Below are 24,686 nucleotides of genomic sequence, written 5' to 3'. Positions count from 1 at the left end.
GATGTTACGCAACGACGACGACAACCTCGAACTGACGCGTCGCGATGCGATGAAAGCTGGCGGGGCGGCGGCGGTGGCGCTCGGACTCGGCGGGACGGCCTCCCACCTCACGTCGCTCGGGGAGGCACAGTCGACCTCCCTCGAATACGAGGAGGTGCCGACGGCCTGCTGGATCGGCAAACAGGACTGTGGGGCAGTCGCCAAGAAGGTCGGGAACCGCGTCGTCAAGTACGAGGGTCAGCCGGAAGATCCGCGCACCGATGGGTCGCTCTGTCCGAAGGGACAGGCCCAGATCGAACAGGTCTACAGCCCCTACCGGATCAAGGCCCCGCTCAAGCGGACGAACGACAAGGGCCAGTTCGGCGAGTTCGAAGAGATCAGCTGGGAGCAGGCGATGGACGAGATCGGCGAGGACCTGAAGGCGAAACTCGAAGACGACCCCCGCCGTGTCGTCTTCCAGGTCGGTCGGAAGAAATCGCCCCAGTGGCAGGAGGATGCGTGGGTGACCGGCACGAGCGACAAGTACGGCAGCATGGAGAAGTACGGCCACGGCGCGGCCTGCTCGGACTCGGGCTACCGCGCACAGGAGCTGATGTTCGCCACGCACGGGGTCTCCGAGACCGACTTTCGGAACTGCGAGTACTACATCGGTTGGGGCCACAACGTCGCCCAGGGCGGCGGGTCCCATATGTGTCAGATCACGTGGCCCAAACAGGTCGCCGACGCCCGCGACGACCAGGGGATGGAGAGCGTCTCCATCGACCCCCAACGGCGTAACTCCGGCCCCTACACCGACACGTGGCTCCCGATCGAGCCGGGGACGGACATGGCCTTCTGGCTGGCGTTCAACAGCGTCCTCGTCGAGAACGGCTACATCGACGAGGAGTACCTCACGACCGCGACGAACGCGCCGTGTCTCGTCGCTACCGAAGGCGAGGAGGAAGGCCACATCCTCCGGACCGACGACGCAGAGGACCCCGGCGAGGAGTACACGTGGGCCGACGGCGAACTCGTCTGGGACGAAGCCGCCGGTGAGGCGGTCGCCCACGAAGAGGCGTCGTCGCCGGAGAACGTCGCCTTGGAAGGCACCTACGAGGTCGACGGCGTCGAAGCGCGTCCGGCCTTCGACCTGTACCTCGATCAGATCTCCCAGTACGACCCAGAGTGGGCCGCAGAGATCACCGACCTCGAAGCCGACGAGATCGAACAGACCGCTCTCGACTGGGGCGAGAACGCCGAGATCGGCGCGACCGTCGAGCGGAACGGTATCGAGATCCCGTACCGGCCCGTCGGCACCCACGGCTACCACGTCGCCCAGCAGGAGATGGGCGTCCAGACGACGATGGCCCAGTACCACGCGTCGATGCTGGTCGGGGCGGTCGACGTGGTCGGCTCGACGCGTGTCCGGAAGGGCAAGTACGCCGAGCCCCAGGACTACCGCCAGCCGTTCCGCGATCAGGCGTTCCACCCCGAGAAGATCACGCCGAACCCGGACGGACCGTCGCTGGGCGGGAGCATGTTCCACCCCATCGACTCGACGGCCTACTCCCAGAGCCACGTCAGCCAGACGAACCCCGACAAGTACAACCTCCCCCACGAGCCAGAGGAGATGGCGTGGATCGTCCAGATGGCCAACCCCGTCCACTCGGCCCCCCAGACCGACACGGTCATCGAGAGCATGAGCAGTGTCGACACGACCGTCGTCGTCGACCCGTGGATGAGCGCGACGGCGGACGTCGCCGCCGACTACGTGCTTCCGGCGGCGACCGCCGACAAGCTCCAGGGGCCGACCGGCGGCTGGAACGGCTACGCCGACATCGAGCACATCCGGTTCCCCTCGATGGAGCCGCTGTGGGACAGCAAGCCCGACGCGGAGATCTTCATCGAGATGGCCAAGGCCGTCGACGCCTTCGAGGAGTACGTCGCCGACATCAACGCCGAACTCGGGCTCGACGGCACCGAGTACGCGTATTCGGGTGTCGACGAGGCCCCCGAGGACCCGAGCGAGTTCCTCCGCGATGGCCTCGACCGCTGGGCGCGGACGAAGGGCCACGACCTCGACTGGTTCCGCGACGGCAACGTCATCACCAACGAGTGGGAGGTCGGCGGCGGCAACCGCTACGCCTACACGTGGGGGATGGACAACGGCTACGGCGAGTTCAACCCCTACGACGCCAAACACGAGTTCTACAGCGAGACGCTGTTCCGGCTCGGCGAGCGCGTCGACGAGCTGTTCGCCGACTCGGAGTTCGACGACCCGGAGGCGGAGTTCCCCTATCTCCAGGACTACACCGCGTTCCCGACGTGGCGACAGCCGACGATGTACGAGTCGCCCGACGAGTACGACCTGACGCTGTTCAGCTGGCACCAGATCGAGCACAAGCAGTCCCGTACGAGCACGAACAAGCTGCTCAACGAGATCGCGCCGCGCTCTTCGATCCGGCTGAACCCCGAGGACGCCGACCGCATCGGCGTCGAGACCGGCGACGAGGTGACGATCGAGACCCACAACGCCCAGACCGGCGAGACCTACACCGCCGAGGGCGTCGTGATGGTTCAGGACGGCGTCAAACGCGGGTCCCTCGGTCTCCCGGCCCATCACGGAACGTGGAAAGACAGCGTGACGGAGGCCCTCGACGAGGGGCCGCACTGTAACACGATCCTTCCCAGCGGACCCGGATATCTCGGCCTCGACAACGGCCAGGCGTTCCAGGTCCGTGCGAAGGTCGAACCCAAAGGAGGTGACAGCGAATGACCCAACTCGGTATGGCGATCGACTTAGAGCGGTGTTACGGCTGTCGGGCCTGCATGGAGTCCTGCAAGGTCGAGAACTCCACGCCCCGCGGGGCGTTCTGGATGCACGTCTTCCGCTACGAGGAAGGCGAGTACCCGAACACCGAACAGACGAACATGCCCCGACCGTGCCAGCACTGCTCGGAGCCGTCGTGTGCATCGGCCTGTCCGACCAGCGCGCGGTTCAAACGCGAGGAGGACGGCATCGTCCTCACGGACTACGACCGGTGTATCGGCTGTCGGTACTGCGAGATCGGCTGTCCCTACGGCGTCAACTACGCGCAGTTCCAGCACCCCGACGAAGCGCAGTACGGCTACGGCTCCGGGGAACACGACGGCGACGACATGCACGGCTCGGGCAGCTTCGCCGAGGCGCTGGGCGAGGAGGACCCCGGCGAGGGCAAGCCCCCGTGGCACGACCCGATCCACGACGAGCCGGTCGAGCCCCGCGGCACGCAGATGTCCGGGCCACAGCCCGAGGGCGTGATGAGCAAGTGTACGATGTGCGTCCACCGGCAGGACAGTGAGGAGCGCGGCGAGCAGGGGACGACGGCCTGTCAGCAGACCTGTCCCGTCGACGCCATCAAGTTCGGCGACATGGAGGACCCCGAGAGCGAACCCCGCCAGCACCTCGAAAAGAAGTCCGCCTCGTCGACGTTCAAGCTGCTGGAGGATCGCGGGACCGAACCGAACATCGTCTACATCGGCGACGAACCGAGCGACGATGCACGCGCCATCGAGGGCGCAGACACGTTCAAAGATCCGGAGGAAGCGATCGAGATCGAGCAGAACCCGCCTGAGAGTCGCTCGACCGACGTGGAGGTGAACCAATGAGTACTCCATCCGCACGCACGCGACTGACCGAACCGCTCGAGGACACCGGCAGGCTCTACTACGCCATGGTCGGCTTCGCTGTCGTGCTGGTCCTCGGCATGGTGTACAGCTTCGTGACCGTCCTCACCGAGGGCCACGCCGTCACCGGCCTGGACAACTGGGGGACCGACGCGGGCGTCCCCTGGGGGCTGGACATCGGCGCGTTCACCTGGTGGGCGCTGATGGGTGTCGGCGCGATCGCGCTGTCGGCGATCGTCCGGGTCTTCGGGATGGACGAGTACGAGCCCTACGCCCGGATCGGGGAACTCGTGACACCGCTTGCCTTCATGGCGAGCTTCCTGCACATCGTCTTCGACCTGGGCCAGCCGTTCCGGGTGTTGAACACGCTGCTCTACCTGCCACTGGAGTCGCCGATCGCCTGGGACGTCATCCTGCTGGCCGGACTGGGCCTGCTCTCGATCGCGTACCTGCTCGTGTCGATCCGCCGAGACCTCCACGAGCTGTACCACGACGGCGTGCTCCCGTCGGTCCTCTCGCCGGTCTACGAGGCGCTGCTGATCGGCTACGAGGCACCGGCCGACAGTGAGGGACGGGGCCTGCGCTGGTGGCTCGCCGCCGGCGTGCTGACCTTCATCCCGGTGGTCGGCGGCGGTCTCGTCCCGTTCGTCTGGGGGCCCTTCGGCGTGAACATCAACTGGTTCGGCGCGATTCAGGGGCCGACGTTCCTCGCGGGGAGTATGACCGTCGGTGCCGCGACGCTGCTGTTCGTCGCCGGAATCCTGCGGTTCGCCTACGACCTCGACGACGTGTTCACCGACGAGACGCTCCGGACCTTCGGCGTGTTCACCGGCGCGTTCGCGTTCACGTACATGCTGGGCGTCTTCTACGAGATCCAGACGGGGACGTTCGCGGCCGACATGGCCGACCCGAACGTCTCGACGCTGGTCTTCCAGGGTCCGCTCGCGCCGCTGCTGTGGCTCGCCGTCGCGGCGGTCGTCCTCCCGACGGTCTACCTCGTGGTCCAGCAGGCGCTCGGTCGGTTCAGCCTCCTCGGAACGGTCGCCTTCGCCGGCGTGATGCTCGTCGGCGTCCTCCACCAGGAGACGTGGCTGACTGTCGGCGGCCTGATGTACCCCGATCTGCTGTACCCGGTCGGCGCGTACACGCCGTCGATCTACGAGTGGCTGAACCTGATGGGGACGACGGCGCTGGTCGCGCTCGGACTGCTCGTGTTCGCCAAGACGCTCCCAGTCGTCGCAACGAACGGAGTCGAATCGAGCCAATGAGCGACCACAACGACGACGCTGGATCGGTCGTGACCGATCGCGTCGGGGGCGATCCAGCGGAGACGGCCCGCGATATCGACGCGCGGGTCTACCGGGTGCTGGGCGAGCAGTTCCTGACGCGACCCGAGCGCGAACGGGTCGACGCCGTCGGGGTCTGGGCGGGCGAGTGGCGCTGCAACGCCGAGCGCCTCCCGCCGGAGTTCGACGCGGCGCTGGACCGGATCGAGGACGGTGCGACCGCCGACGCGGAGACGCTCCGGACGGCGTACACCCACCTCTTCCGGGGCGTCTCCGAGCGCGCGCCCGATCCGCCCTACGAGTCGATGTACGTCGACGGGAGCTTCTACAGCGAGACGACCACCGAGATCCGGAAGGGCTACCGCTGGGCCGGGTTCGACGTGGACGACACCCACGGCAACGAGCCCCCGGACCACCTGGGGCTCGAACTCCAGTTCCTCGGGGAACTGGTCGCGATGGACGACGGCGACAGAGACCCCGACGAGCCCGACACCGGGGACGCACTCTGGTGGCTGCTGGACGAGCACCTGACCGAGTGGCTGCCGGCCTATCACGCCCGTCTCCAGCGCGAGGAGCCCCACGAGTACTACGCGGGACTGCTCGATCTGGCGCTGGCGGTCGTCACCAGCCATCACAAACGACTCGCGGAGGACAGATGAGCATGCTCGACAGCCACAACGTCTACGAGATCGAGTTCGACGTGCCGGCGAGCCGCCGCGAAGCCTTCGACGCGTGGCTCTCGGCGGATATCGTCGAGTGGGTCAGCCACGAGACGGTCGCGTTCTTCGAGGTGTTCCAGAACGACACGGGGATGTCGCCGGAGGTAAAGTTCGTCTTCGGGTTCGAGACCCTTAGCGAGTGGGCGACGTTCGTCGGGAGCGACGCGCACGAGGACGCTATCGAGAGCCTCAGCGGGCTCGCGGAGAACCGGGAGGCGGTCCTGTGGCAGCGGGCGTCGGTCAAGCTCGACGACACGCTCGACCGGCCGGTCGGCGACGGTGGCACGATTCGGACGAACGAACGACGCGGCGTAGACGCGGTCCTCTCACAATGACAGAAGTAATCAGCACAGCACTACGAGATATCGAAGACCCGATCATCGGCGAGGATATCGTCTCGGCCGGTCTGATCGGTGCAATCACCGTCGAGGACGGCGTCGCGGAGATCCCGCTCGCGCTTGGTGCCCCCCACTCGCCGGTCGAGACAGAGATCGCAGACCAGGTCCGAGAAGCCGTCCGCGAGGCGGGCTACGAGCCGTCGCTGTCGATCGAGATCGACGATCAGACCCCGGCGGCGATGGTCGAAGACGCCCCGAACGTGATCGCCGTCTCCTCCGGGAAAGGCGGCGTCGGCAAGAGCACCGTCGCGGTGAACCTCGCGACGGCGATGGCCCAGCGCGGAGCCGCAGTCGGGCTGTTCGACGCCGACGTGTACGGGCCGAACATCCCCCGAATGCTCGGCGTCCACGACCACCCCGGCATGGCCGAGGACGACGAGACGATCATCCCGATCGAGCGCTACGGGATGAAACTGATGAGCATCGGCTTCCTCGTCGGGGAGAACGACCCGGTCATCTGGCGCGGGCCGATGGTCGACAAGGTCCTGTCCCAGCTGTGGCACGACACCGAGTGGGGCGAGCTGGACTACATGGTCGTCGACCTGCCGCCGGGGACCGGCGACGCGCAGCTCTCGATGCTCCAGCAGATGCCCGTCGTCGGGTCGGTCGTCGTGACGACGCCCCAGAACGTCGCGCTGGACAACGCACGCAAGGGCGTGCGGATGTACGACGACTACGACGCCCACGTGCTCGGCGTCATCGAGAACATGAGCACGTTCGTCTGTCCGGACTGTGGCAGCGAACACGACGTGTTCGACGTCGGCGGCGGGGAGCGCCTCGCCGAGGAGTACGAGGTGCCGTTCCTGGGCCGGATCCCGCTCGACCCGTCGATCCGCGAGTCGGGCGAGGACGGCGAGCCGATCGTCCAGCGCGACGTCGCTTCCGGGTCCGCGTTCGACGACCTCGCGGGAGCGGTGATGGACCGGGTCGGCGAGGTCAGACGGCAGTCACACCGGTTGACGGCCAGCGAGAGGCCGGACACGTCGCCGATACGGTGAGAAATATAATTCAGTATCTATTCAATCTACAATTCAGTACATATTCCCCATATTCTAATCAGTCAGTACTAGTGGTCCGATATTGAGATATTCGAGCAGTAAAACAGACCCGAGTCGAAAGCATTAATTGAAGAGACGTTCAAGTATCTGGCAGAGGGAAAATGACTAGACTCGCCGAGCTTCTCGGGAAGCCGTTTGACGCACTGTACGCCGTCACCCCGAACGAGACGATGAAACGTGACGTCTACGGCGGCACACGGCCAAAAAACGGACACTTCTCGGTTCAGAGTACCCAGTCGGGAGTGAGCACTTACCGCGCATACGAGGCGGAGAACGACGGGGAAATGCCCGGAAGCGTGTTGCCGCGGGATCTGGGTGCGTACGACTGCGCGGATCCACGGGTCTGTCCCGACTGTCAGCCGACCACGTCCGACGATTGAGTGAGTCACGCTCGCATTTAATAAGTACACAACTAATCTGAGTCATATCCAGAGATATCTGGTTACAGAACTACCGAGAGATGTTCTATGTACCCCTGTATTCGGTTATTCCTATTCTATCTCCCAGTTGTATGCGGAACAATTAATTGAGTATATCTTCAACTATTTGCTGATGGCACAAGCGACGGAACGACTACGGCGGTATCTCGACGACGAACTCGGTGAGTGTGGCAACGAGGACGTGGAACGCCGACTCGACGAACTCGGGACGCTCGAGGCTGGACTCGGAACGGCACAGGCTGAGGCCGAACTCGATGTCCTGTCGGCACTGGCAAACGAGACGCGCTATACCCTGGTCCGGTTCTTCGTCGCGGCCGGGGAGCAACTCTGTGTCTGTGAGCTGAACGCGGTCGTCGACGTGAGCGAGAGCGGACTCAGTCACGCGCTCTCGAAGCTCGTCGACGCCGGCCTCGTCGAGGGGGACAAGGACGGCCGCTGGAAGAGGTACCGGGCGACCAACCGCGCGGTGGCGCTCGTGACGGTCCTCGAAGGGAGCGTGATCGATCGATGAGCACCGCCGAACACGACCACGGGCCGGACTGCGAGTGTGAGAGCTGTGGCGACCCACGGTCGATGGACGTGCTCGACAAGTACCTCACCGTCTGGATCTTCGGCGCGATGGCGATCGGCGTCGGCCTCGGGTACGTCGCGCCCTCGGTGACCCAGCCGATCCAGAACCTCCACCTCGTCGAGATCGGCCTGATCCTGATGATGTACCCGCCGCTGGCCAAGGCCGACTACTCGCAGCTCCGGACCGTCTTCAGCAACTGGCGCGTACTCGGGCTGAGCCTCGTCCAGAACTGGCTGATCGGTCCGACGCTGATGTTCGGACTCGCCGTGATCTTTTTCAGCGGTCTCGTTCCGGGACTGCCCGCCCGCCCCGAGTACTTCCTCGGGCTCGTGTTCATCGGGATGGCCCGCTGTATCGCGATGGTACTGGTCTGGAACGAACTCGCGGAGGGGTCGACCGAGTACGTGACGGGACTGGTCGCGTTCAACAGCCTCTTCCAGATCGTCACCTACGGCGTCTACGTCTGGTTTTTCGCGCTCTTCCTCCCGCCGGTGCTGGGCATGGAGTCGCTGGTCGCCGGCATCACGACCTTCGACATCACGCCGATGCAGGTGTTCGAGGCGATCGTCGTCTTCCTCGGGATTCCCTTTGCGGCCGGGTTCCTGAGCCGCTACGTGGGGACCCGCGTCAAGAGCGAAGCGTGGTACGAGGCGGAGTTCGTCCCGAGGATCGATCCGCTGACACTGGTCGCGCTGCTCTTTACGGTCGTCGTGATGTTCGCCACGCAGGGCGGTGCCATCGTCGCGTCGCCGGGCGACGTGTTGCTGATCGCGGTGCCGCTGACGATCTACTTCGTCGTGATGTTCCTCGTGAGCTTCGGCATGGGACGGGGCATCGGGGCGGACTACTCGACGACGACGGCGATCGGCTTCACCGCCGCCTCGAACAACTTCGAACTGGCGATCGCGGTCGCCGTCGCGGTCTTCGGCGTCGGCTCGGGCGTCGCGTTCGCGACCGTCGTCGGCCCGCTCATCGAGGTGCCGGTCCTGCTCGCGCTGGTCAACGTCGCGCTGTACTTCCAGCGACGGTTCGACTGGGGCCGTGCCACGACTGGGACGCTCGCTTTCTCTGTGTCAGAGCCGACCCCCGAAGAGGATTGATGCGGACCGTTGGAGATCTTCTCGGAATCCACCTGACCGAGACGATCCAGCGCGCACACTCTGGCGCTGTCCGCCTTGCGACGGGGAAAGCCGACGCCTCACGTTCTTGATCCGTCCGGCAACCGAAGCAGCAAAGAGTGCCTGTCGAGAGCCACGGGTATGAGCGACGCAGCCGAAGGGAGTAAGAGCGACTCCGCCGATACGCCAGGCATGGACGACGTGGAACACGAGAACGCGCTCCAGGACGTGATCACCGTCGACGCGAACGACGAGAAACAGGGGACGGCCAACCGTCTCGACGCCCACACGGGCGACGGCATCCGCCACCGCGCGTTCACGGCGCTGTTGTTCGACGAGGAAGGGCGGATACTGCTGGCCCAGCGCGCTCACGACAAGCGTCTGTGGGACACTCACTGGGACGGCACCGTCGCGTCCCACCCGGTCGAGGGCCAGAGCCAGGCGGAAGCGACCCGCCAGCGTCTCGAAGAGGAACTCGGGATCACGCCCGATCAGTACGACGACCTCCGGGTGACCGACCGCTTCGAGTACAAGCGCTACTACGAGAACGCCGGCGTCGAGTGGGAGGTGTGTGCGGTCCTGCGGGCGACGCTGACCGACACCTCGCTAGACCGGGACCCCGAGGAGGTCGGGGGTCTGCTGTGGGTCCCCTACGAGGACCTCCGGGAGAACCCGAAGTTCTACCGACAGCTCCGCCTGTGTCCGTGGTTCGAGATTGCGATGCGGCGAGATAGCGAGACCGACGGCGAGTAACACTGGTACGGCCACTCGTCGAGTTACGAGGAGTGGCGAACGCCGCCTTCCCTCCGAACAAGGGTGAACAGAAATCGTGCTCGAACACGTCCTGTGGGAGTTTCTCCTTCCGGTAGGCCTGATCGCAGCTGTCTTCGTCGCCGTCGAGTATCGCCGCGACTGGCGAATCGCCCGGTACCTGTTCGAAGACCGAGGGCGGGCGGTCGTCTACGGCACAGCCGGGGTGCTCGTCGCCGTCGGCATCGGGACAACGTACGCCCTCGGGGACCCGGCGGCGGCCCCCCACTACGCCGGTCTCGACACGTACCACCTCGCCTGGACGGTCTTTTTCGTCGGTGTCGCAGCGACTGCGTACGGCGGTCGACACTATCGGATTGCGACGGCGATCCACGCAGCCGACGCGGTGACACCTGCCACGGTCCCAGCCAGCGGCCACGTACTCGTCGACGGTGTGGCGGAGTCCCGTCGCGAGGGACGGGTCGTTTCGGCGTCGGACGGGAGCCCGGCACTGGTCGTCCAGCGCGGTGAGTGTCCCGGGTTCGGGGCTGTCGAGGACCAGGTGAAGTCGGCCCGGGGACAGGCACTGGTCGCCACAGAGCGGCGTGTGGTCCCGTTCGATCTCACCGGACCGGACGGAGCCGTCCGAGTCGACCCGACCGACGCGAGTCCCGGCCTCCTCACCGGCCGAGTCGACGGTGACGAGATAGAGCGCGTGCTCGCACCTGGCGACGCCGTCACCGTGTTCGGTCGTGCCGCGGGGAGTGACTCTCTGGAGGCCACCGTCCTCGCCGAACGGGATCCCGAGGCGCTGGACCAGTTCGCGCGGAACAGTCGCCGACTGATACACGTCGGACTCCCTCCCGCCGTGGTCGGGTACGTCGGGATGGGACTCGCTGCCGGGATTCCGTAGACTCATACGGATTATTGTAGCGATTTACCGGTGATCGTCGCCACGGAGTAGACGATCACCGGTAAGCAACTACAATAAACCGTATCAGGACACCTCGTAGCTGTGGCCGTCGCTCTGTGGCGGCGCGCCAATTCCGAGCAGACGACACTCTCTGTCGGCGTCGTCGCGGGTGTCCGCCTCGGACAGGCCGGACGTGGCTCGTCGCTGTCGGAGTGCTACCGGTGCAGCGTGTCGGCGGTCGCGCGTGGCTCACAGCCAGCACCTCCGGCTAACGAGAATCGACAGCGGGCAGGGTGGCCAACTGGATTCCAGTGGCACTCGGATTTTAGACGACTCTTCTCAGATCGCGAATCGCGGGAATCCGAGCGTTTTCGGGACTGTACTTGTGATTCCCGATCAGCCAACGATCGTGTGGAAAACGAATGGGCCGACGCGGATTTGAACCGCGAACCTCCCGGTTATCAGCCGAGCGCTCAACCTGATTGAGCTACCGGCCCGAGCGAGTGCATCCGAATGTACCCGAGGGGTACTGTTAAACGTTACTTTTCGGGGGCGGAGTGTGGGTCGACACCACGCCTGTCGTCGTCCGGTTCGGTCGTTGTGTCACGATCGTCGCCGGGACGGAGTGGCGCGACTCCGTCCCAGACCGCCGGTCGGCAGTCTCACTCGTCGCGTTCCTCGAAGTCGATGTCGGTGGCGTTGTCGTGGTCGAAACCGGAAGGCGAGCCATCAGAGCCGGCGGTACCGGGGCCGTCGCTCGGGCCAGTGTCGGGGCCGCCGGCCGGACCGCTCGGACCCGGGCCGGCGTCACCTTGGCCGGGGAAGCCGCCGACGTAGACGTTGCCGCTCACGAACCCCTGGGCTTTGGCGTCGAGGTAGGGGGTGACGATCCAGCGTTTGGCGGCCATGCGGATCGGTGCGCGCGTGATCGGCAGTGCGAGCAGGAGGCCGAGGAGGTCGGTGACGAAGCCGGGCGTGAGGAAGAACGCGCCCGCGGCGACGAGGAAGCCGCCGTCGACCAGCTCGTCGGTCGGTACCTCTCCGGTCGCTAGCTTCTCCTGGATCCTGCGTAGCGTGTGGCGTCCCTCGGCGCGGACCAGCAACGTCCCCACGAGGGCGGTGACGACGACGAGCAACACGACGACGGCCGCAGAGAGCGTGTCGAACTGCGTTGCGGCGACGACGAGCAGGAGTGCGTCCAGCAGCGGTATCAACAGCAACACCGCGATGACCCGGAGCATACTCGCACTTGCCGGCGGCGACTCAAACGCTTTTCGAGTATCGGACCGGTGAGGGTCGTGACCCGACGCCGCCGGACGGCGTGCTGACCGGGGTGATCCGAGAGTGCAAGTCTCTTGCCGGTCGCTTCCGTAACGCGGGTATGGATCAGTTCGCAGCGGAGACGAAAGTCGAGTGGCGCGAGTGGGGGCCGGCGGCCTTCGAGGCCGCGCGGGAGGCCGGCAAGCCGATCCTGCTCGCGCTGACGGTGTCCTGGAGCCCCGAGTGTCGCGAAATGGACCGCAAGACGTACGCGGAGCCACGGATCGCGGCCAACGTCAACGACGGCTTCGTCCCGGTCCGGGTCGACGGCGACCGCCACCCCGAGGTGCGCGAGCGGTACATCATGGGTGGGTTTCCGTCGACGGTGTTTCTCACGCCCGAGGGGACGGTGCTGACCGGGGCGACGTATCTCGGACCCGACGGCTTCCGTGGGATCCTCGACAGCGTCCGCGAGACGTGGGAGACGGAGGGGGAGGCCGCCGGCTCCGTCCCGCGCTCGCTCCAGACCGACGCGCCGCCGGCGGGCGAGGTGACCGCACGGATCGAGGAGGGGATGGTCGAGCAGTTGCTCGCGGCCTACGACGAGGAGTACGGCGGCTGGGGCACCGACGTGAAGTTCCCGTTGCCACGGACCGTCGAGTTCGCGCTGGTGCGGGCCCGCGACCAGGCGACACGGACGCTGGAGGCGATTCAGACGCACCTTCGGGACACCGACGACGGCGGGTTCTATCGCTACGCGAACGGCCGGACGTGGTCGGACGCGCGGACAGAGCGGCTCCTCGACGAGAACGCCGCCCTGGTCAGAGCGTTCGCTCACGGCTATCGGTACACGGGAGAGGAGGCCTATCGCGAGACCGCAGAGCGCGCCATCGAGTACCTGACGACGGAGCTGTGGGTCGACACCGGCGGGGACACCAGCGGTGCGTTCGCCGGCAGCCAGGCCGACGACGACACGTACCACCGGCTGGACGCCAGCGACCGGGCCTCGGCGGATCCACCCCGGATCGACGAGACGGTCTTCGCCGACCGGAACGGGATGGCCATCGACGCGCTGGCGACGTACGCCGCCTACACCGACGACGAGCGCGCTCGCCGGTACGCGGAGCGCGCTCGCGAGACGATCGCCGAGACGCTCGTCGAGAACGGCGTGGTCACGCACTACCGGACCGACGACGCCGTGGGGCCGACCGGGCTCCTCCTCGACCAGGCGCGGGTCCTGCAGGGACTGACGACCAGCTGGCAGGTGCTCGGCGAGGGCCGCCCCGCCAGAGCGATCGCCGACTGGGCGATCGAGCACCTCCAGACCGAGAGCGGCGCGTTTCGCGACGGACCGGCCGACGGGCCGGGTCTGTGCTCGCGTTCGCAGTACCCGCTCGACGCGACCGTCGAGTTGGCCGACGCCTTGCTCGACCTGGCCGCGCTCGCCGACGACGAGCGCTACCGGGAGGCCGCTCACGGTGCCATCGCGGCCTTCGCCGGTGCGTCCGACCGGATGGGCGTCGAAGTTGCACACTACGCGGCCACGGCCGCCCGGCTTCGGTCGCCCGCCGTCCTCCGGGTCGGCCCGCGGGCCGGGAGCGATCTCCACCGGGCCGCACTCCGGCTGGCCGACCACGAGACCGTCGTCGTCCCCGATGCTGGCGGCGACGAGGCGGTCCTGTTCGAAGACGGCGAGCGGGTCGGCACGGCCGAGGAGCCGGCGGGGCTCGAAGCCGTCCTGACGGGCGACGCGTAGGCCCCGTCTCGAAAAACGATACACGCGGGCAAACTGCCGATGCGTTTTTGACTGCTCGGGTCCTGTCGTCGGTATGGCGAATCTGAGAGATCTCGGCCTCTCCGAGTACGAAGATCGCGCCTTCCGGTCGCTGCTGGACACGGGACCGACAACTGCAAAGGAGTTGTCACGCGCCAGCGACGTTCCGATGGGCCGCATCTACGACGTGCTCAACAGCCTGGAGACGTACAACCTCGTCCGCAGCCAGACGGCCAGTCGGCCCAAAAAGTACGCACCGGTCGAGCCCGACACCGCCCTGGATCGACTCCTGGAGGACAAGAAACGCCAGCTCGACGAGAAGGCAAAGCAGTACGAGGAGATCGTCGACGAACTCTCGAATCAACTCGAATCCGCCGAACCGGTCGAGGAACCGTTCTGGACCGCCGCGGTCGGACCCGCCGAGACCGTCGACCTCCTGGTCGAGCGGCTCTCGGCCGCCGACGAGCGAATCGTGATGGTGGGCTCGCTGCCCGGCCGGCAACTCGACCTGACCGAGGCGACCGACCGGCTGGTCGACGAACTGGAGCGTGCGCTCCAGCGCGGCGTCGAGGTGTACATGCTCCTGCCGCCCTCCTTCGTCGAGGCGGTCCCGGCAGACGTGGGTGAGTCTTACCAGCGACGCCTCCAGCAGTACGACAACTACCACTACCGCACCACGGAGGAGGTCACGTCGACGTTCGAGCTGATCGACGACATCGAGGTGTGCATCGAGGTGCCCCACCCGCTCGGAGGATCGACGTTCGCCGTGATCGATCTGAAAGATCCGGAGTTCGCCGACGAGATCTACGCGGAGTTCGAGCCACGCTGGCAGCGGGCTCGCAAGATTGCGGGCGAGTAGGGCGACTGCCGACTATGCGGGTGCGTGAGAGCAAGATTCAAGAGTCGTCCAGAACAACTCACAGACGAGACGAGAATAATGTCTCCAGAGATCGTCTTCGGCGAAGACCGGAAAGAGTATTTAGCGGACCTCTTCGATAAGGACATCACTGAAGAGGGGTATCTCCGCGACCGCGACTCCGGCGAAATCGTGACGGACGACGAGACCGGGGAGCAGATGACGATCGACGACCTCGGAATCGTCTATCAGAGCTCTGAACACTTCGTCAAAGACGATGTCGGGGACATCCTTCACTACGCTACTGAAGTCGAAGAGTAACCGTGCTACGGGAATTTTTCGACCGGCTCTTCTCAAGCACGGAGCTACGGTCTGACCTGAATCCATTCTTATCCGCCGACTCGAAGTCAGCGGAGAACACTGACAATCAGGAGTCGGCGTCTATCGTGGGTGACGACTATATCATAAAAATCGACAGAGTCACGGGTGACGATCCGTTCGAGATCGACGAAACAGAGGCCGTCGTCACGGTCGATCCGACGCGAGGTGACTGGAGAGATAGTAAAGCCGAACTGAAAGAATACTGGCGTGAAGAAGCAAAACGGGCCTTCTCCGAATCGGCGTTCGAACTGTATCTCTCGATTCGTGCGAGCAAGGGCGACGTTGACGAGGTACTGGCATTTTTCGATTCGATTCTCTCCCCGTCACAGAGTAGTATGCTTGAGGAAGCGTATCATCTCAGCAAATACTTCGACAACTTCAACGTCGACAGCGGAGAGGAATACGAGCGTCGGGGAAAACTCGGTGACAAGTACGGGAGTGCGGCACAGAATGTTCCAAGTCTTTGCTCGGCCGGTTACTTCGAAAAACACGGTCTGTTTCGGGACCTCTACGGTCAACTCTCGGATAGTAGCACGCAGAACGAGGACTTTCAAGACCTGTTCGACGATCTCGTTCGACATCGTCCCTTCGTCATCTTTGTGCGAGGCGAGAGTAAACTTGGGACCGACGAACTCCGACGGAGGGTTTCTCAGAACGCTGCTCATCTGGACGAGCTACCAGTCGATATCGACTACCTGCACGTTCGGGGCATGGGAGGCGGACCGAAAGAGAAAATCAGCGACCTCAAAGGTAGGCTAGACGAGGAGGGGGCCAAGCAGATGTCCGAGATCAATCGGAAAGAGAATGGCCCGAACGAACTCGTACTCGCTATAGACACCGATTCACTAGCATAGGGAGTTCTTCGGGACAAACGTAGAGGATCGCCACGACAAATGCTGATGTCCAGACTAGCACAGTAGAAAGGCCGCTCGTCACTCGCTGATACAGCGGTAACGCAATATCACCCTCGTCAGTCACGCCGACGTACAGGTTGATCAGCGTCAACACCAGCGTCGGAAGTGTCACAAAGAGACCGAGCAGGTACCCGATATACGCCGTCACGACACTCCCGTCACGCAGCAGTGGGACCAGACTCAATAGAAATGCGGGATACACGGGTACGATAGCGTACGACATGAAGAACCACGCCAACATTTCGGGGCTACCTGCTTCCATATCCTCAACATCTGTCCCATAGATCCGCAGAAGCATCGTCGCGAATCCCGCAAAGATCAACACGAAGACCTGGATCAATCGTATAGAAACGCCACTGCCGAACTGTGGTTCCATTACTCGTATTTCAACTTCTCCTGCATGATAAACGGACGGTTGAGAATGATGGTGTCACGCCAACCGGATCGCCCAACTCTGTGAACGTACTATCGTCGAAACGCGGGGCTGTCTGGTGCGGTCGTCGTCAGTCGTCGGCCAGTTCCGCTTCGAGGTCCCCGAAGGTGGCGACCCGCTCGGCGTGGGCGTTGTGCTGGTGGATCGACTCGTCGTTGGACTGTTTCATCGTCACGATCGCGTCGGCCGGGAGGTGGTCGAAGCGGTCGACGACGCCCTCGGCCATCGAGCGCACGCAGTCCTCGACGAACTTGGCGTTCTTGTGTGACTCGTAGGTCATGTGGTCCTCGTCGGGTCGCTTGGCGAGGTTGTAGATGCGCGCGCTCATCGACTCGCGGGCGACCTCGATCACGTCGAGCAGGTCCACGTCGGGCGCGCCCTCGCTCTCGATGGTCAGGGTCGCGTGGCCCCGCTGGGAGTGGCCCGGCTGGGGGACCTCTTCGAGGAACGAGTCGATGGTCTCGTCGTCGACGTCGAGGCCCCGCAGCGTCTCGCGAGCGCGAGCGGCCGACATCCCCTGCGAGCAGGGACAGACCGTCATCCCGGTGACGCGGGCCCCGATCTCCTCGCGGGTGCCCTCGGCGTCGGCGGTCGCCGACGCGACGATGTCGGCCGTCGACTGCGTGGGCCGTTCGGAGGCCGGCGTCTCCTCGCGGGTGACGTACTCGGCTTCCATCCGTACCTCGGCGTTGGTCGTGTAGTCGTGCTTGTCGAGGAGTCGCTCGGCCGCCTCACCGCAGACCGCTTCGACGCCCGAGACCTCGTCGCGGACCGCCGCTTCGAGCGTCTCGTCGATGACTTCCATGTTGCGGCTCATGTCCGCGCCCTTGCGCCAGGAGGGGAGGTCGACGAACACCTCGAAAGTCGCCATCAGCACGATCGGGCGCTGGTCGGCCCGGTCGATCTTCACGAGCTTCTCGACGCCGGTGACGCCGACGCGGTTGAGGCCGACGGTGACGTCCGGGCTCGACGCCTGAACGTCCGGCAGTTGCTGGCTCATCGACCCGTCCTAGGGAACAACTTCGGTTAATGCTTTCGGAACCCCCCGTCAAAAGTGGGGTCACAGTGCGAGTGGGTCGATCACTCGTCCAGCGACAGCTCCGCGCGGCCGCCCACGTCGCGGAAGATCGCCTCGTAATCGTGCTCGTCGAAGCGGTCGACGATCTCGTCGAGTTCGGCCTGGTGGTCCTCGATCCGATCTTTGAGGTCCTGAAATTCGTCGCTCGACCGGAGTTCTGCCTCCCGTTTTGACGCTTTGAGCGCCGCGAACTTCGAGGTGAGCGCGTAGTACTCCCGCAGGTGGTTCTGGTAGGCCGCACAGCTCTGGAGGCGTTCGATCGTCTCGAAGAGGTCGTCGCGGCTGACGGGCTTGACGACGTAGTCGTCGAAGGGCATGTCGATGATGTCGAAGTCGGGGTCGACCGCGGTCACCATCGCCACCCGCGCCTGGAGGTCACGCTCGCGGATTCGTTCGAGGATCGCGTCGCCGGAGATGTCCGGCATCCGTCGGTCGAGCAACACGACATCGATCTCGGGGTCGAGTGCGTCCAGCGCGGCCTGGCCGCTGTAGACCGTCTGGACGTCGTACTGACCGCGCAGCTGGGCTGCGTAGGCGTCTGCCACGTCGGGCTCGTCGTCGACGATCAGCACAGTCGCGCGCTCGCTCACGGCCATCTAACTACGTACACTATGGACCAACTAACGCAAAAGCGTTCCGGGGATCGGCCGCCGTCCGGGAGTTTTTCTCCTCGTCGACGACACCGCGAGTCAGTTCCCGACGAGATCGTCGTACCGCGCCCCGGTCTGTTTCAGCGTCGCCGTCGAGTAGAGTCGCTCGTGGTCGTCGGGCAGGTACACGTTCGCTAGCTCGTCGATCTTCGCGTCGACGGCGTCGCTCTCCCGGCCGTGGATCATCGTGAAGAGGTTGTACGGCCAGTCCTGTTCCGGTCGCCGCGGGCGGTGGTAACACAGCGTCACGTAGGGCAGTTCGCCGACCGTCCGTCCGCGCTCGTCGAGTTCGTCGTCGGGCACGTCCCAGACGACCATGCAGTTGCTGTCGAAGCCGGTCGCGACGTGGTTGACGACACAGCCGATCCGTTTGATACAGCCGTCCTCGCGCAGGCGTTCGATCGTCGCCAGCACGTCCGGGACCGGTGCGTCGACGCTCGCGGCCAGATCGCGGTACGGCGTCGCCGACAGCGGCATTCCGTCCTGAATCGCGAGCAGCAGCCGGCGGGCCAGCGGCGTCAGATCCGCGGCCGCCGACTCGCTGATCCGGGTCGCGCTCACGTCGGTCGACTGCAGGCTCTCGCGGGCGAAGCGGTCCGTGTTGACGACGGGAAACTCCAGGTCGATGTAGTAGTCGGTCAGCATCGGCAGCGCGAGCACCGAACAGCCGGTCCGGGACTCGATCTCCGCGAGGATCTCGTCGCGGCGCTCGCGGGTGCTGGCAGTGACGACGAACCACATGTTCCACTCGTGGTCGCGGGCGTAGTTGTGGTTGACCTGCTCGTAGCCGTTGACGATCTCGGCACACTCGTCGAAGCGCTCGTCGGGAGCCGAGATGGCCGCCAGCGCCGACGATCCGATGACGGGAGGGTTCAGTACCGGGCCGAACCGGCGGAAGACGCCGTCGTCGAGCAGTCGTTGGACGCGTTCGAGCGCGTCGTCGGCGTCGATGCCCAGCCGTGTGCCGACGGTCTCGAAGGGACGCTCCTCGACGGGGAACCCGCTCTGGTAGCCGTCGATGAGCGTGGCGTCCACGTCGTCGATGCGCTCGCGCCAGTCGCCCGACCGGAGACTCATCGGTCCGACTAGGGAGTGTGGTGGTGTATCCCTTTCGACTGTCTGGCGCGTCGATCCCCCACATTTGAGGGTTCTCGGCCGGCAATTTCGGCGGTGAACCGGGGGGCTTTAGCCGATCGCGGCCGAACAGGTTCGCATGGCACAAGCGACCAGCGAGTACAACGAGTGGCCGCTCAAGCGTCTGATGACCGAGGTCGTCGGCTCGGGGCACAAGTCCGCCGAGGACATGACCCGCGAGCAGGCACGCGAGGCGTTCCAGCGAATCCTCGACGGTGAACCCGACGAGACGACGCTGGGCGCGTTCTGGCTGGCGAACCGCTGGAAGCGAAACACGCCCGAGGAGCTGGCGGCCTTCGTCGACGTGATGCGCGAGGAGAGCGTCGAGGTCGCGGCCCCCAGCGCCGACCCCGTCGACTGCGGGGCCAACTACGACGGCAAGCACAGCTCCGCCATTCTCGGAGTGGCCGCCGGTGTCGTCGCCGCCGCCGCGGGCACGCCAGTGGTCGTCCACTCGGGCGACCGCGTCCCGACCCAGAAGCTCGACGCCTACAAGCACGTGCTGGACGAACTCGGCGCGACGACGGATCTCTCGCCCGGCGAGAGCGCCGACCTGGTCGACGACGTGGGCTTTGGCTTCTACTATCAGCCCGCGTTCAACCCCGGCATCGACGACCTCTTCGAACGGCGGGACATGATGGGCGTTCGGACCTACGTCAACACCGTCGAGACGCTGGCGAACCCGGCCGACGCGAGCGTCCACCTCGGGAGCTTCTACCACCTCGCGTTCGCCAAGCGGATGGTCAAGACCCTCACCAAGTCCAAGCGCAACCCCGCCGAGCGGGCACTGTTCTTCCAGGGTATGGAGGGGTACGACGACATCCGCCCCGGCGCGACCGTCGTCGCGGAGTGGCCCTCTGACGATGCGGCGGCCGACGAGAACGGCATCCTCGACTACGAGATCCGCACCTCCGAGTACGGGATGGACATCCAGGGCGAGGACCTCGAAGTCGAGGACGTGGCCGGCGACTCGGCGACGATCACCGAGGAAGTCGTCGCGGGCGACCGCGAGGACGCCTTCGCCGACGCCGTGGAACTCAACGCCGCACTGCGCATCTACGCACGCGAGGACGTGTCGAGCCTCGACGACGGCCTGGCCGAGGCCCGCGCCGCCATCAGCGACGGCAGCGCCGCCGCAGTCCTCGAAGACCTCCGCTCGTACTGATACGGAACGTTGTCGTTGCGTACCGGTGAGCGTCTACCCCGTGGCGACGCTCACTGGTACATTCCGACAACCGTCCGTATGGGGGCTCGCCGGTGGTCCGAGTCCCGGCCGACGCGCGCGTCTCGCACACTCCGTGCCGTTTCCAGCAGTCGAACGAACGACGACCGTCCAGCAGCCGATGTGTGTGGCACTGACACGCCACTGTTCGACGGCTGCTGTCGGTCGTGTGCTTCCGTCCTGTCGCCCGGCGTTTCGCAGTCGAGAACGTTTTTTCTTCTATATTCCATAATTATTTTATCGTCCGAGAGCTATAAGTGCAGCAGATTCATGGACAGCACACGTCGATCAGTACTGAAACACGCATCGCTACTGTCGGCCGGGCTCGCGGGAGTCAGTGCGGCCGGTGGACAGAGTAGCGGTGACGGCGTCGACTCGCAGGCGATCGATCCCGACTACTCGGTGTTTGCCGACCGCGCCCTGTGGTGTTGGGTGCCGGCGAGTATCATCACCGACGGCGAGACGGTCATGGACGGCTACGACGGCCGCTGGAACCTCTTTTTCGACAAGGCCGACGCCCACGGTATCGAGACCTTCTACCCCCACTACTCCGATCCGACTACCGGCGAACAACTGGAAGAGCCGGTGACGGCGGCCGACGACGGCGGCGTGGAAACGTTCCTCCGTGAGTGTCACGCCAACGGCATCAACGTCGAGCCGCTGATCGGCGGCGGCGTGGCTGGCTGGCCGGCCGCCGAAGCGTGGCCACAGGCCCAGTCGATCCTCGACTGGAACGACGCCCACCCGCCCGAGGAACGGTTCGACGGTATCCACGTCAACGTCGAGAACGGGGACCGCTACGAAGTCAAGCCGGAGATCCTCGATCGGCTCGACGACGCGGCCGACGACCTCAACGTCTCGATGTCTCAGGACCCGATGTGGGCACGCAACACCGACAACGACCGGGTTCGCGAGGTGATCGAACATCGCAACCTCGATTACTACTGTACGATGGTGTACGACCGCAACGAGGCGACGTTCTGGCCGAACCTCGGGCGCGTCACACAGCCGTTCGACACGCCCTTCGTCGTCGGCCTCGGGATCAACGAGCACGGCCACCCGAACCGCAACTACAGCGACGCCGACACCCTGTACGGCTGGGTCGAGGACAACTGGACGGTCGGGAGCCCCGACACCAGCTACCAGTACATCGACGAGGAGACCGGCGACAAGTACCTGGGCATCTCGCTGCACTCGTTTTGGGGACTGATCGACGCGCCCGAAGTCGGCTCCGAGACCAACGTCGGCGAGCCGAGCCGAGAGTACCGCACCGACCCCGCGCCCGACGACTCCCCGGACCCGACCCCGACGCCGGATCCGGAACCCGAGCCGCCCGTCGCCGTCGTTTCGACCAGTTCCGACGCCGCCGCGCCAGCGGAAACAGTCACGTTCGACGCGAGCAACTCGACCGCGCCGGACGGATCGCTCACCGGCTACGCCTGGGAGCTGGGTGACGGAACGACCGCCACGGGCCAGCAGGTCGAGCACGCCTACGACTCGGCCGGCGAGTACACGGTCTCTCTAACGGTGACCGACGACAACGACAACACGGACACCGCGACGACGACGATCACCGTCTCGGACTCGGACGCCGACGATCCGGTCGCCGCGTTCAGCGTGCGTCCCAGCGAGCCGGTCGTCGGCGAAGCGGTCACCTTCGACGCGGACGAGTCGACGGCACCGGCCGGCGAGATCGTCGAGTACCGCTGGGACTACACCGTCACGCCGGGCCTCGAACAGAAGGGCGAGCAGTTCACGCACACCTACGAGTCCGCGGAGACCCTCGACGTTCGCCTCGTGGTCGTCGACGACAGCGGGACGCAGGCCGAAACGATCCGGACGATCACGGTCGAAGCCGAGTCGACACCGACTCTCGAACCCGATCCGGAGTATCCGGCGTGGGACGCCGACACCGCCTACACCGGCGGCGACCGGGTCACCCACGACGGGAAGGTCTGGGAGGCCCAGTGGTGGACGAACGGCGACGAGCCGGGTGCGGGTGACTGGGGTCCCTGGAGCGTCGTCGAGACCGACGACGAGACGCCGACGCCCGAGCCCGATCCGACGCCGACACCAGAACCCGACCAGCCCGAGTGGGACGCCGACACGACCTACTCAAGTGGCGACCGGGTCGTCTACGAGGGCTCCGTCTGGGAGGCCCAGTGGTGGACGAACGGCGACGAGCCGGGTGCCAGCGACTGGGGTCCCTGGACGCAGGTGAGCTATAGTAGCCATTGAAAGTCAATGCACACCCGATCGCACGATAGCAGTGCGATCGGTGTGTAAATCGTTTCAATTGTTACTATAGGGACGACGACAATCTCCGGAGAGCCGTGTCGGGACCGCACCGCTCTCCAACCGGCCTCGCTGTACCGAAACATCCATTCGGACACCGCCGGTAGATCACGACCGTGCCCTCTCCGTCCATCGAAGACGTCGAGCTCGGCCACGAACGCGCGACGGTCAACGGGGTCGGCCTGCACTGCGTGACCGCCGGCCCGGCAGACGGCGACCTCGTGGTCTTGCTCCACGGCTTCCCGGAGTTCTGGTACTCCTGGCACAATCAGCTCCCGTCGCTCGCCGACGCCGGCTACCGGGTCGTCGCGCCGGACCTGCGCGGCTACAACCGCTCGGAGAAGCCACCGAGCGTCGCGGACTATCGAGTCGACGAACTGGTCGCCGACGTCGCCGGGCTGATCGAGCACTGCGGCCGCGAGCGAGCCCACGTCGTCGGCCACGACTGGGGCGGCCTGATCGCCTGGCACGTCGGCAGCGACCGTCCCGAGGTCGTCGACCGTCTGGCCGTCCTGAACGCGCCCCACCCGACCAGCTACGAGCGGCTGCTTCGCTCCTCGCCCACCCAGATCGCGAAGTCCTGGTACGTCTTCTACTTCCAGCTGCCCGTCCTCCCCGAGCTGGGGCTCCGACTGAACGACTACGCCGCCGTGGAGTCGATCCTGGGCGAGACAGTCCGGCCCGACGCGTTCACCGACGCGGACGTCGAGCGCTACAAGTCCGCCCTCGCGACGCCGGGCGCACTGACGGCGGCGGTCAACTACTACCGGGCGCTCGGTCGCCAGCGAGCGCGGTCGATGCTGACCGGTGGTGACGAACCGGACCGCAACGTCGACGTGCCGACGCTGCTGCTGTGGGGCGAGCGAGACTTCGCGCTCGACGCCGAACTGACCGCGGGACTCGACGAGTGGGTCGACGACCTCCGCGTCGAGCGGATTCCCGACGCGAGCCACTGGGTGCAGTTCGACGCGCCGGAGCGAGTCAACCGGGCTCTCGTCGACTTCTTCACCGACTAGAGCGCTCCATCGGTGTCGAACACCGCATGCAGAGCGTGCGGTCGGCGATCCAGTTCACGTCCGTCGAGCCACACTCCGGACAGCTGAAGTTCGCGTTGTTGTACTCCGTCGTGCCGCGGCTCGCGGCGAGAGTGCCGTCGTCGACCACGTGCGCGAGCAACGAGGGGAACCGCTGGCGCTTGAACTGCGCGCGGTGAGCGAGAAACCGACCCGGCTCGTTCGGATCGGCCCCGTGGAGATCCTCCCACGTGATCGCGATTTCCCCGTCGTCGAGCCCGCGAGCGACCTGTTTGATCGTCGCCGCCGCGGCCTCGAAAAGCGGTGTCGTCGCCCACCGCTGTGGCGACTCCGCGTCGGCCGCCTCGTAGGCGTCGACCGCGTCCGCGTACGCCGCCTGTGGCTCTCCCACGTCGCCCACGACCCGGTAGTCGGCGACGAACTCGGCGAGGCAGGCTCGCTGTACCGGGTGTTCGAGGACGTGTTCGAGGTCCCGTGCGACGGCGACGCCCTCGACACAGCGGTGGGTCGCCCGTTCGTCGGCTCCCGCGACGCGGTAGGCGACCGCGGCCGTCGCGAGCAAGCGCAGTCCGTCGCCGATCCACCCTTTCTCGTCGGGTTCGAAGGGGTGCTGTCCGTCGTGTGGGTCGGCGAGTGTCGCCCGCGCCGCGCGGGTGTACTCGTCGCCGGCACGTCCGTAGCGTCGGTCAGCGATAGCGTCGACGGCTGCCGTGTGTGCGTCCGTGGCCGTGTCGACCATACGACTCCTTGGCCGCCG

At 65.6% G+C, this 24,686-nt stretch carries 23 protein-coding genes and 1 tRNA gene; 17 read left to right on the top strand and 7 right to left on the bottom strand.

Annotation, left to right across the window (positions count from 1 at the left end; all coding sequences use genetic code 11):
* Position 1 precedes the first annotated feature (1 nt).
* The 10 genes from HALKA_RS0109620 (at position 2) to HALKA_RS0109570 (ending at position 10,898) form a co-directional block, all read left to right on the top strand.
* Complete coding sequence (locus HALKA_RS0109620; protein ID WP_018257785.1) at positions 2–2,755, top strand: molybdopterin-containing oxidoreductase family protein; 2,754 nt, start codon at positions 2–4, stop codon at positions 2,753–2,755.
* Positions 2,752–3,627 carry a 4Fe-4S dicluster domain-containing protein gene (locus HALKA_RS0109615; protein ID WP_026190253.1) on the top strand — a complete coding sequence of 292 codons (876 nt, stop codon included), beginning with the start codon at positions 2,752–2,754 and terminating at the stop codon, positions 3,625–3,627. Before HALKA_RS0109620 ends, HALKA_RS0109615 begins: the two co-directional genes overlap by 4 nt.
* On the top strand, positions 3,624–4,913 hold the full coding sequence (nrfD, locus tag HALKA_RS0109610; protein WP_018257783.1) for an NrfD/PsrC family molybdoenzyme membrane anchor subunit: 1,290 nt from the start codon (positions 3,624–3,626) through the stop codon (positions 4,911–4,913). Before HALKA_RS0109615 ends, nrfD begins: the two co-directional genes overlap by 4 nt.
* Positions 4,910–5,590 (top strand): TorD/DmsD family molecular chaperone, encoded by a 681-nt coding sequence (locus HALKA_RS0109605; protein WP_018257782.1) that lies wholly within the window; start codon positions 4,910–4,912, stop codon positions 5,588–5,590. The genes nrfD and HALKA_RS0109605 overlap by 4 nt, the downstream gene beginning before the upstream one ends.
* Positions 5,587–5,985 carry a hypothetical protein gene (locus tag HALKA_RS0109600; RefSeq protein WP_018257781.1) on the top strand — a complete coding sequence of 133 codons (399 nt, stop codon included), beginning with the start codon at positions 5,587–5,589 and terminating at the stop codon, positions 5,983–5,985. The genes HALKA_RS0109605 and HALKA_RS0109600 overlap by 4 nt, the downstream gene beginning before the upstream one ends.
* The gene (locus HALKA_RS0109595; RefSeq protein ID WP_018257780.1) at positions 5,982–7,046 is read left to right on the top strand and encodes an Mrp/NBP35 family ATP-binding protein; all 1,065 of its coding nucleotides are present in this window, start codon (positions 5,982–5,984) and stop codon (positions 7,044–7,046) included. The genes HALKA_RS0109600 and HALKA_RS0109595 overlap by 4 nt, the downstream gene beginning before the upstream one ends.
* 612 nt (positions 7,047–7,658) lie before the next feature.
* Positions 7,659–8,057 carry an ArsR/SmtB family transcription factor gene (locus HALKA_RS0109585; RefSeq protein WP_018257778.1) on the top strand — a complete coding sequence of 133 codons (399 nt, stop codon included), beginning with the start codon at positions 7,659–7,661 and terminating at the stop codon, positions 8,055–8,057.
* Complete coding sequence (gene arsB, locus HALKA_RS0109580; protein ID WP_018257777.1) at positions 8,054–9,217, top strand: ACR3 family arsenite efflux transporter; 1,164 nt, start codon at positions 8,054–8,056, stop codon at positions 9,215–9,217. The genes HALKA_RS0109585 and arsB overlap by 4 nt, the downstream gene beginning before the upstream one ends.
* A 159-nt stretch (positions 9,218–9,376) precedes the next feature.
* A complete protein-coding gene (gene idi, locus HALKA_RS0109575; RefSeq protein ID WP_026190252.1) occupies positions 9,377–9,988 on the top strand; it encodes an isopentenyl-diphosphate Delta-isomerase in 612 nt (203 codons plus the stop codon).
* Between the two features lie 76 nt (positions 9,989–10,064).
* The gene (locus tag HALKA_RS0109570) at positions 10,065–10,898 is read left to right on the top strand and encodes a hypothetical protein (protein ID WP_018257775.1); all 834 of its coding nucleotides are present in this window, start codon (positions 10,065–10,067) and stop codon (positions 10,896–10,898) included.
* A 423-nt stretch (positions 10,899–11,321) separates the two neighbouring features.
* Here the strand turns inward: HALKA_RS0109570 and HALKA_RS0109565 are convergent.
* Together HALKA_RS0109565 and HALKA_RS0109560 are read right to left on the bottom strand one after the other, a co-directional pair.
* Positions 11,322–11,395: transfer RNA gene (locus HALKA_RS0109565), tRNA-Ile, on the bottom strand.
* A gap of 165 nt (positions 11,396–11,560) precedes the next feature.
* On the bottom strand, positions 11,561–12,139 hold the full coding sequence (locus HALKA_RS0109560; protein WP_018257774.1) for an FxsA family protein: 579 nt from the start codon (positions 12,137–12,139) through the stop codon (positions 11,561–11,563).
* Between the two features lie 140 nt (positions 12,140–12,279).
* Here HALKA_RS0109560 and HALKA_RS0109555 point away from each other — a divergent pair, with 140 nt between their 5' ends.
* The 4 genes from HALKA_RS0109555 (at position 12,280) to HALKA_RS0109540 (ending at position 16,023) form a co-directional block, all read left to right on the top strand.
* Positions 12,280–13,914 carry a DUF255 domain-containing protein gene (locus HALKA_RS0109555; RefSeq protein WP_018257773.1) on the top strand — a complete coding sequence of 545 codons (1,635 nt, stop codon included), beginning with the start codon at positions 12,280–12,282 and terminating at the stop codon, positions 13,912–13,914.
* A 73-nt stretch (positions 13,915–13,987) separates the two neighbouring features.
* The gene (locus tag HALKA_RS0109550) at positions 13,988–14,791 is read left to right on the top strand and encodes a TrmB family transcriptional regulator (RefSeq protein ID WP_018257772.1); all 804 of its coding nucleotides are present in this window, start codon (positions 13,988–13,990) and stop codon (positions 14,789–14,791) included.
* A gap of 78 nt (positions 14,792–14,869) precedes the next feature.
* Positions 14,870–15,109 (top strand): hypothetical protein, encoded by a 240-nt coding sequence (locus HALKA_RS0109545; protein ID WP_018257771.1) that lies wholly within the window; start codon positions 14,870–14,872, stop codon positions 15,107–15,109.
* A gap of 125 nt (positions 15,110–15,234) precedes the next feature.
* On the top strand, positions 15,235–16,023 hold the full coding sequence (locus tag HALKA_RS0109540; protein ID WP_211206024.1) for a hypothetical protein: 789 nt from the start codon (positions 15,235–15,237) through the stop codon (positions 16,021–16,023).
* Here the strand turns inward: HALKA_RS0109540 and HALKA_RS0109535 are convergent.
* From HALKA_RS0109535 to ahbB, 4 genes are all read right to left on the bottom strand, one after another.
* On the bottom strand, positions 15,998–16,459 hold the full coding sequence (locus tag HALKA_RS0109535; protein WP_018257769.1) for a hypothetical protein: 462 nt from the start codon (positions 16,457–16,459) through the stop codon (positions 15,998–16,000). The two genes, HALKA_RS0109540 and HALKA_RS0109535, sit on opposite strands and share 26 nt — an antisense overlap.
* Before the next feature lie 127 nt (positions 16,460–16,586).
* Complete coding sequence (gene mptA, locus HALKA_RS0109530) at positions 16,587–17,516, bottom strand: GTP cyclohydrolase MptA (RefSeq protein WP_015762541.1); 930 nt, start codon at positions 17,514–17,516, stop codon at positions 16,587–16,589.
* A gap of 80 nt (positions 17,517–17,596) precedes the next feature.
* Positions 17,597–18,190 carry a HalX domain-containing protein gene (locus tag HALKA_RS0109525; protein ID WP_018257768.1) on the bottom strand — a complete coding sequence of 198 codons (594 nt, stop codon included), beginning with the start codon at positions 18,188–18,190 and terminating at the stop codon, positions 17,597–17,599.
* A 93-nt stretch (positions 18,191–18,283) separates the two neighbouring features.
* On the bottom strand, positions 18,284–19,321 hold the full coding sequence (gene ahbB / locus HALKA_RS0109520) for a siroheme decarboxylase subunit beta (protein WP_018257767.1): 1,038 nt from the start codon (positions 19,319–19,321) through the stop codon (positions 18,284–18,286).
* Positions 19,322–19,457: 136 nt separating this feature from the next.
* Between ahbB and HALKA_RS0109515 the strand changes: the two genes are divergently transcribed.
* The 3 genes from HALKA_RS0109515 to HALKA_RS0109505 all read left to right on the top strand — a co-directional run bounded on the left by HALKA_RS0109515 (position 19,458) and on the right by HALKA_RS0109505 (position 23,911).
* Positions 19,458–20,543 (top strand): anthranilate phosphoribosyltransferase, encoded by a 1,086-nt coding sequence (locus HALKA_RS0109515; protein WP_018257766.1) that lies wholly within the window; start codon positions 19,458–19,460, stop codon positions 20,541–20,543.
* 327 nt (positions 20,544–20,870) lie between these two features.
* Positions 20,871–22,838 carry a PKD domain-containing protein gene (locus tag HALKA_RS22120; RefSeq protein WP_018257765.1) on the top strand — a complete coding sequence of 656 codons (1,968 nt, stop codon included), beginning with the start codon at positions 20,871–20,873 and terminating at the stop codon, positions 22,836–22,838.
* A 173-nt stretch (positions 22,839–23,011) separates the two neighbouring features.
* A complete protein-coding gene (locus tag HALKA_RS0109505) occupies positions 23,012–23,911 on the top strand; it encodes an alpha/beta fold hydrolase (protein WP_018257764.1) in 900 nt (299 codons plus the stop codon).
* Here HALKA_RS0109505 and HALKA_RS0109500 read toward each other — a convergent pair.
* Entirely contained in the window at positions 23,901–24,668 is a 768-nt protein-coding gene (locus tag HALKA_RS0109500) for a hypothetical protein (RefSeq protein WP_018257763.1), read from the bottom strand. The genes HALKA_RS0109505 and HALKA_RS0109500 overlap by 11 nt on opposite strands.
* Positions 24,669–24,686 lie beyond the last annotated feature (18 nt).

This window comes from Halomicrobium katesii DSM 19301 (genome assembly GCF_000379085.1).
Taxonomy (GTDB): Archaea; Halobacteriota; Halobacteria; order Halobacteriales; family Haloarculaceae; genus Halomicrobium; species Halomicrobium katesii.
Note: the sequence above shows the minus strand (reverse complement) of the source record. Positions and strands in the feature narration are given on the sequence as shown.

Bases quoted from the DNA above. Each gene is read 5' to 3' on its own strand.
- ahbB (WP_018257767.1), bottom strand. From the start codon at position 19,321: ATGAGTCTCCGGTCGGGCGACTGGCGCGAGCGCATCGACGACGTGGAC.
- HALKA_RS22120 (WP_018257765.1), top strand. From the start codon at position 20,871: ATGGACAGCACACGTCGATCAGTACTGAAACACGCATCGCTACTGTCG.
- HALKA_RS0109535 (WP_018257769.1), bottom strand. From the start codon at position 16,459: ATGGAACCACAGTTCGGCAGTGGCGTTTCTATACGATTGATCCAGGTC.
- HALKA_RS0109525 (WP_018257768.1), bottom strand. From the start codon at position 18,190: ATGGCCGTGAGCGAGCGCGCGACTGTGCTGATCGTCGACGACGAGCCC.
- HALKA_RS0109600 (WP_018257781.1), top strand. From the start codon at position 5,587: ATGAGCATGCTCGACAGCCACAACGTCTACGAGATCGAGTTCGACGTG.
- HALKA_RS0109545 (WP_018257771.1), top strand. From the start codon at position 14,870: ATGTCTCCAGAGATCGTCTTCGGCGAAGACCGGAAAGAGTATTTAGCG.
- HALKA_RS0109605 (WP_018257782.1), top strand. From the start codon at position 4,910: ATGAGCGACCACAACGACGACGCTGGATCGGTCGTGACCGATCGCGTC.
- HALKA_RS0109555 (WP_018257773.1), top strand. From the start codon at position 12,280: ATGGATCAGTTCGCAGCGGAGACGAAAGTCGAGTGGCGCGAGTGGGGG.
- HALKA_RS0109615 (WP_026190253.1), top strand. From the start codon at position 2,752: ATGACCCAACTCGGTATGGCGATCGACTTAGAGCGGTGTTACGGCTGT.
- HALKA_RS0109585 (WP_018257778.1), top strand. From the start codon at position 7,659: ATGGCACAAGCGACGGAACGACTACGGCGGTATCTCGACGACGAACTC.
- HALKA_RS0109620 (WP_018257785.1), top strand. From the start codon at position 2: ATGTTACGCAACGACGACGACAACCTCGAACTGACGCGTCGCGATGCG.
- idi (WP_026190252.1), top strand. From the start codon at position 9,377: ATGAGCGACGCAGCCGAAGGGAGTAAGAGCGACTCCGCCGATACGCCA.
- HALKA_RS0109595 (WP_018257780.1), top strand. From the start codon at position 5,982: ATGACAGAAGTAATCAGCACAGCACTACGAGATATCGAAGACCCGATC.
- arsB (WP_018257777.1), top strand. From the start codon at position 8,054: ATGAGCACCGCCGAACACGACCACGGGCCGGACTGCGAGTGTGAGAGC.
- HALKA_RS0109550 (WP_018257772.1), top strand. From the start codon at position 13,988: ATGGCGAATCTGAGAGATCTCGGCCTCTCCGAGTACGAAGATCGCGCC.
- nrfD (WP_018257783.1), top strand. From the start codon at position 3,624: ATGAGTACTCCATCCGCACGCACGCGACTGACCGAACCGCTCGAGGAC.
- mptA (WP_015762541.1), bottom strand. From the start codon at position 17,516: ATGAGCCAGCAACTGCCGGACGTTCAGGCGTCGAGCCCGGACGTCACC.
- HALKA_RS0109560 (WP_018257774.1), bottom strand. From the start codon at position 12,139: ATGCTCCGGGTCATCGCGGTGTTGCTGTTGATACCGCTGCTGGACGCA.
- HALKA_RS0109515 (WP_018257766.1), top strand. From the start codon at position 19,458: ATGGCACAAGCGACCAGCGAGTACAACGAGTGGCCGCTCAAGCGTCTG.
- HALKA_RS0109500 (WP_018257763.1), bottom strand. From the start codon at position 24,668: ATGGTCGACACGGCCACGGACGCACACACGGCAGCCGTCGACGCTATC.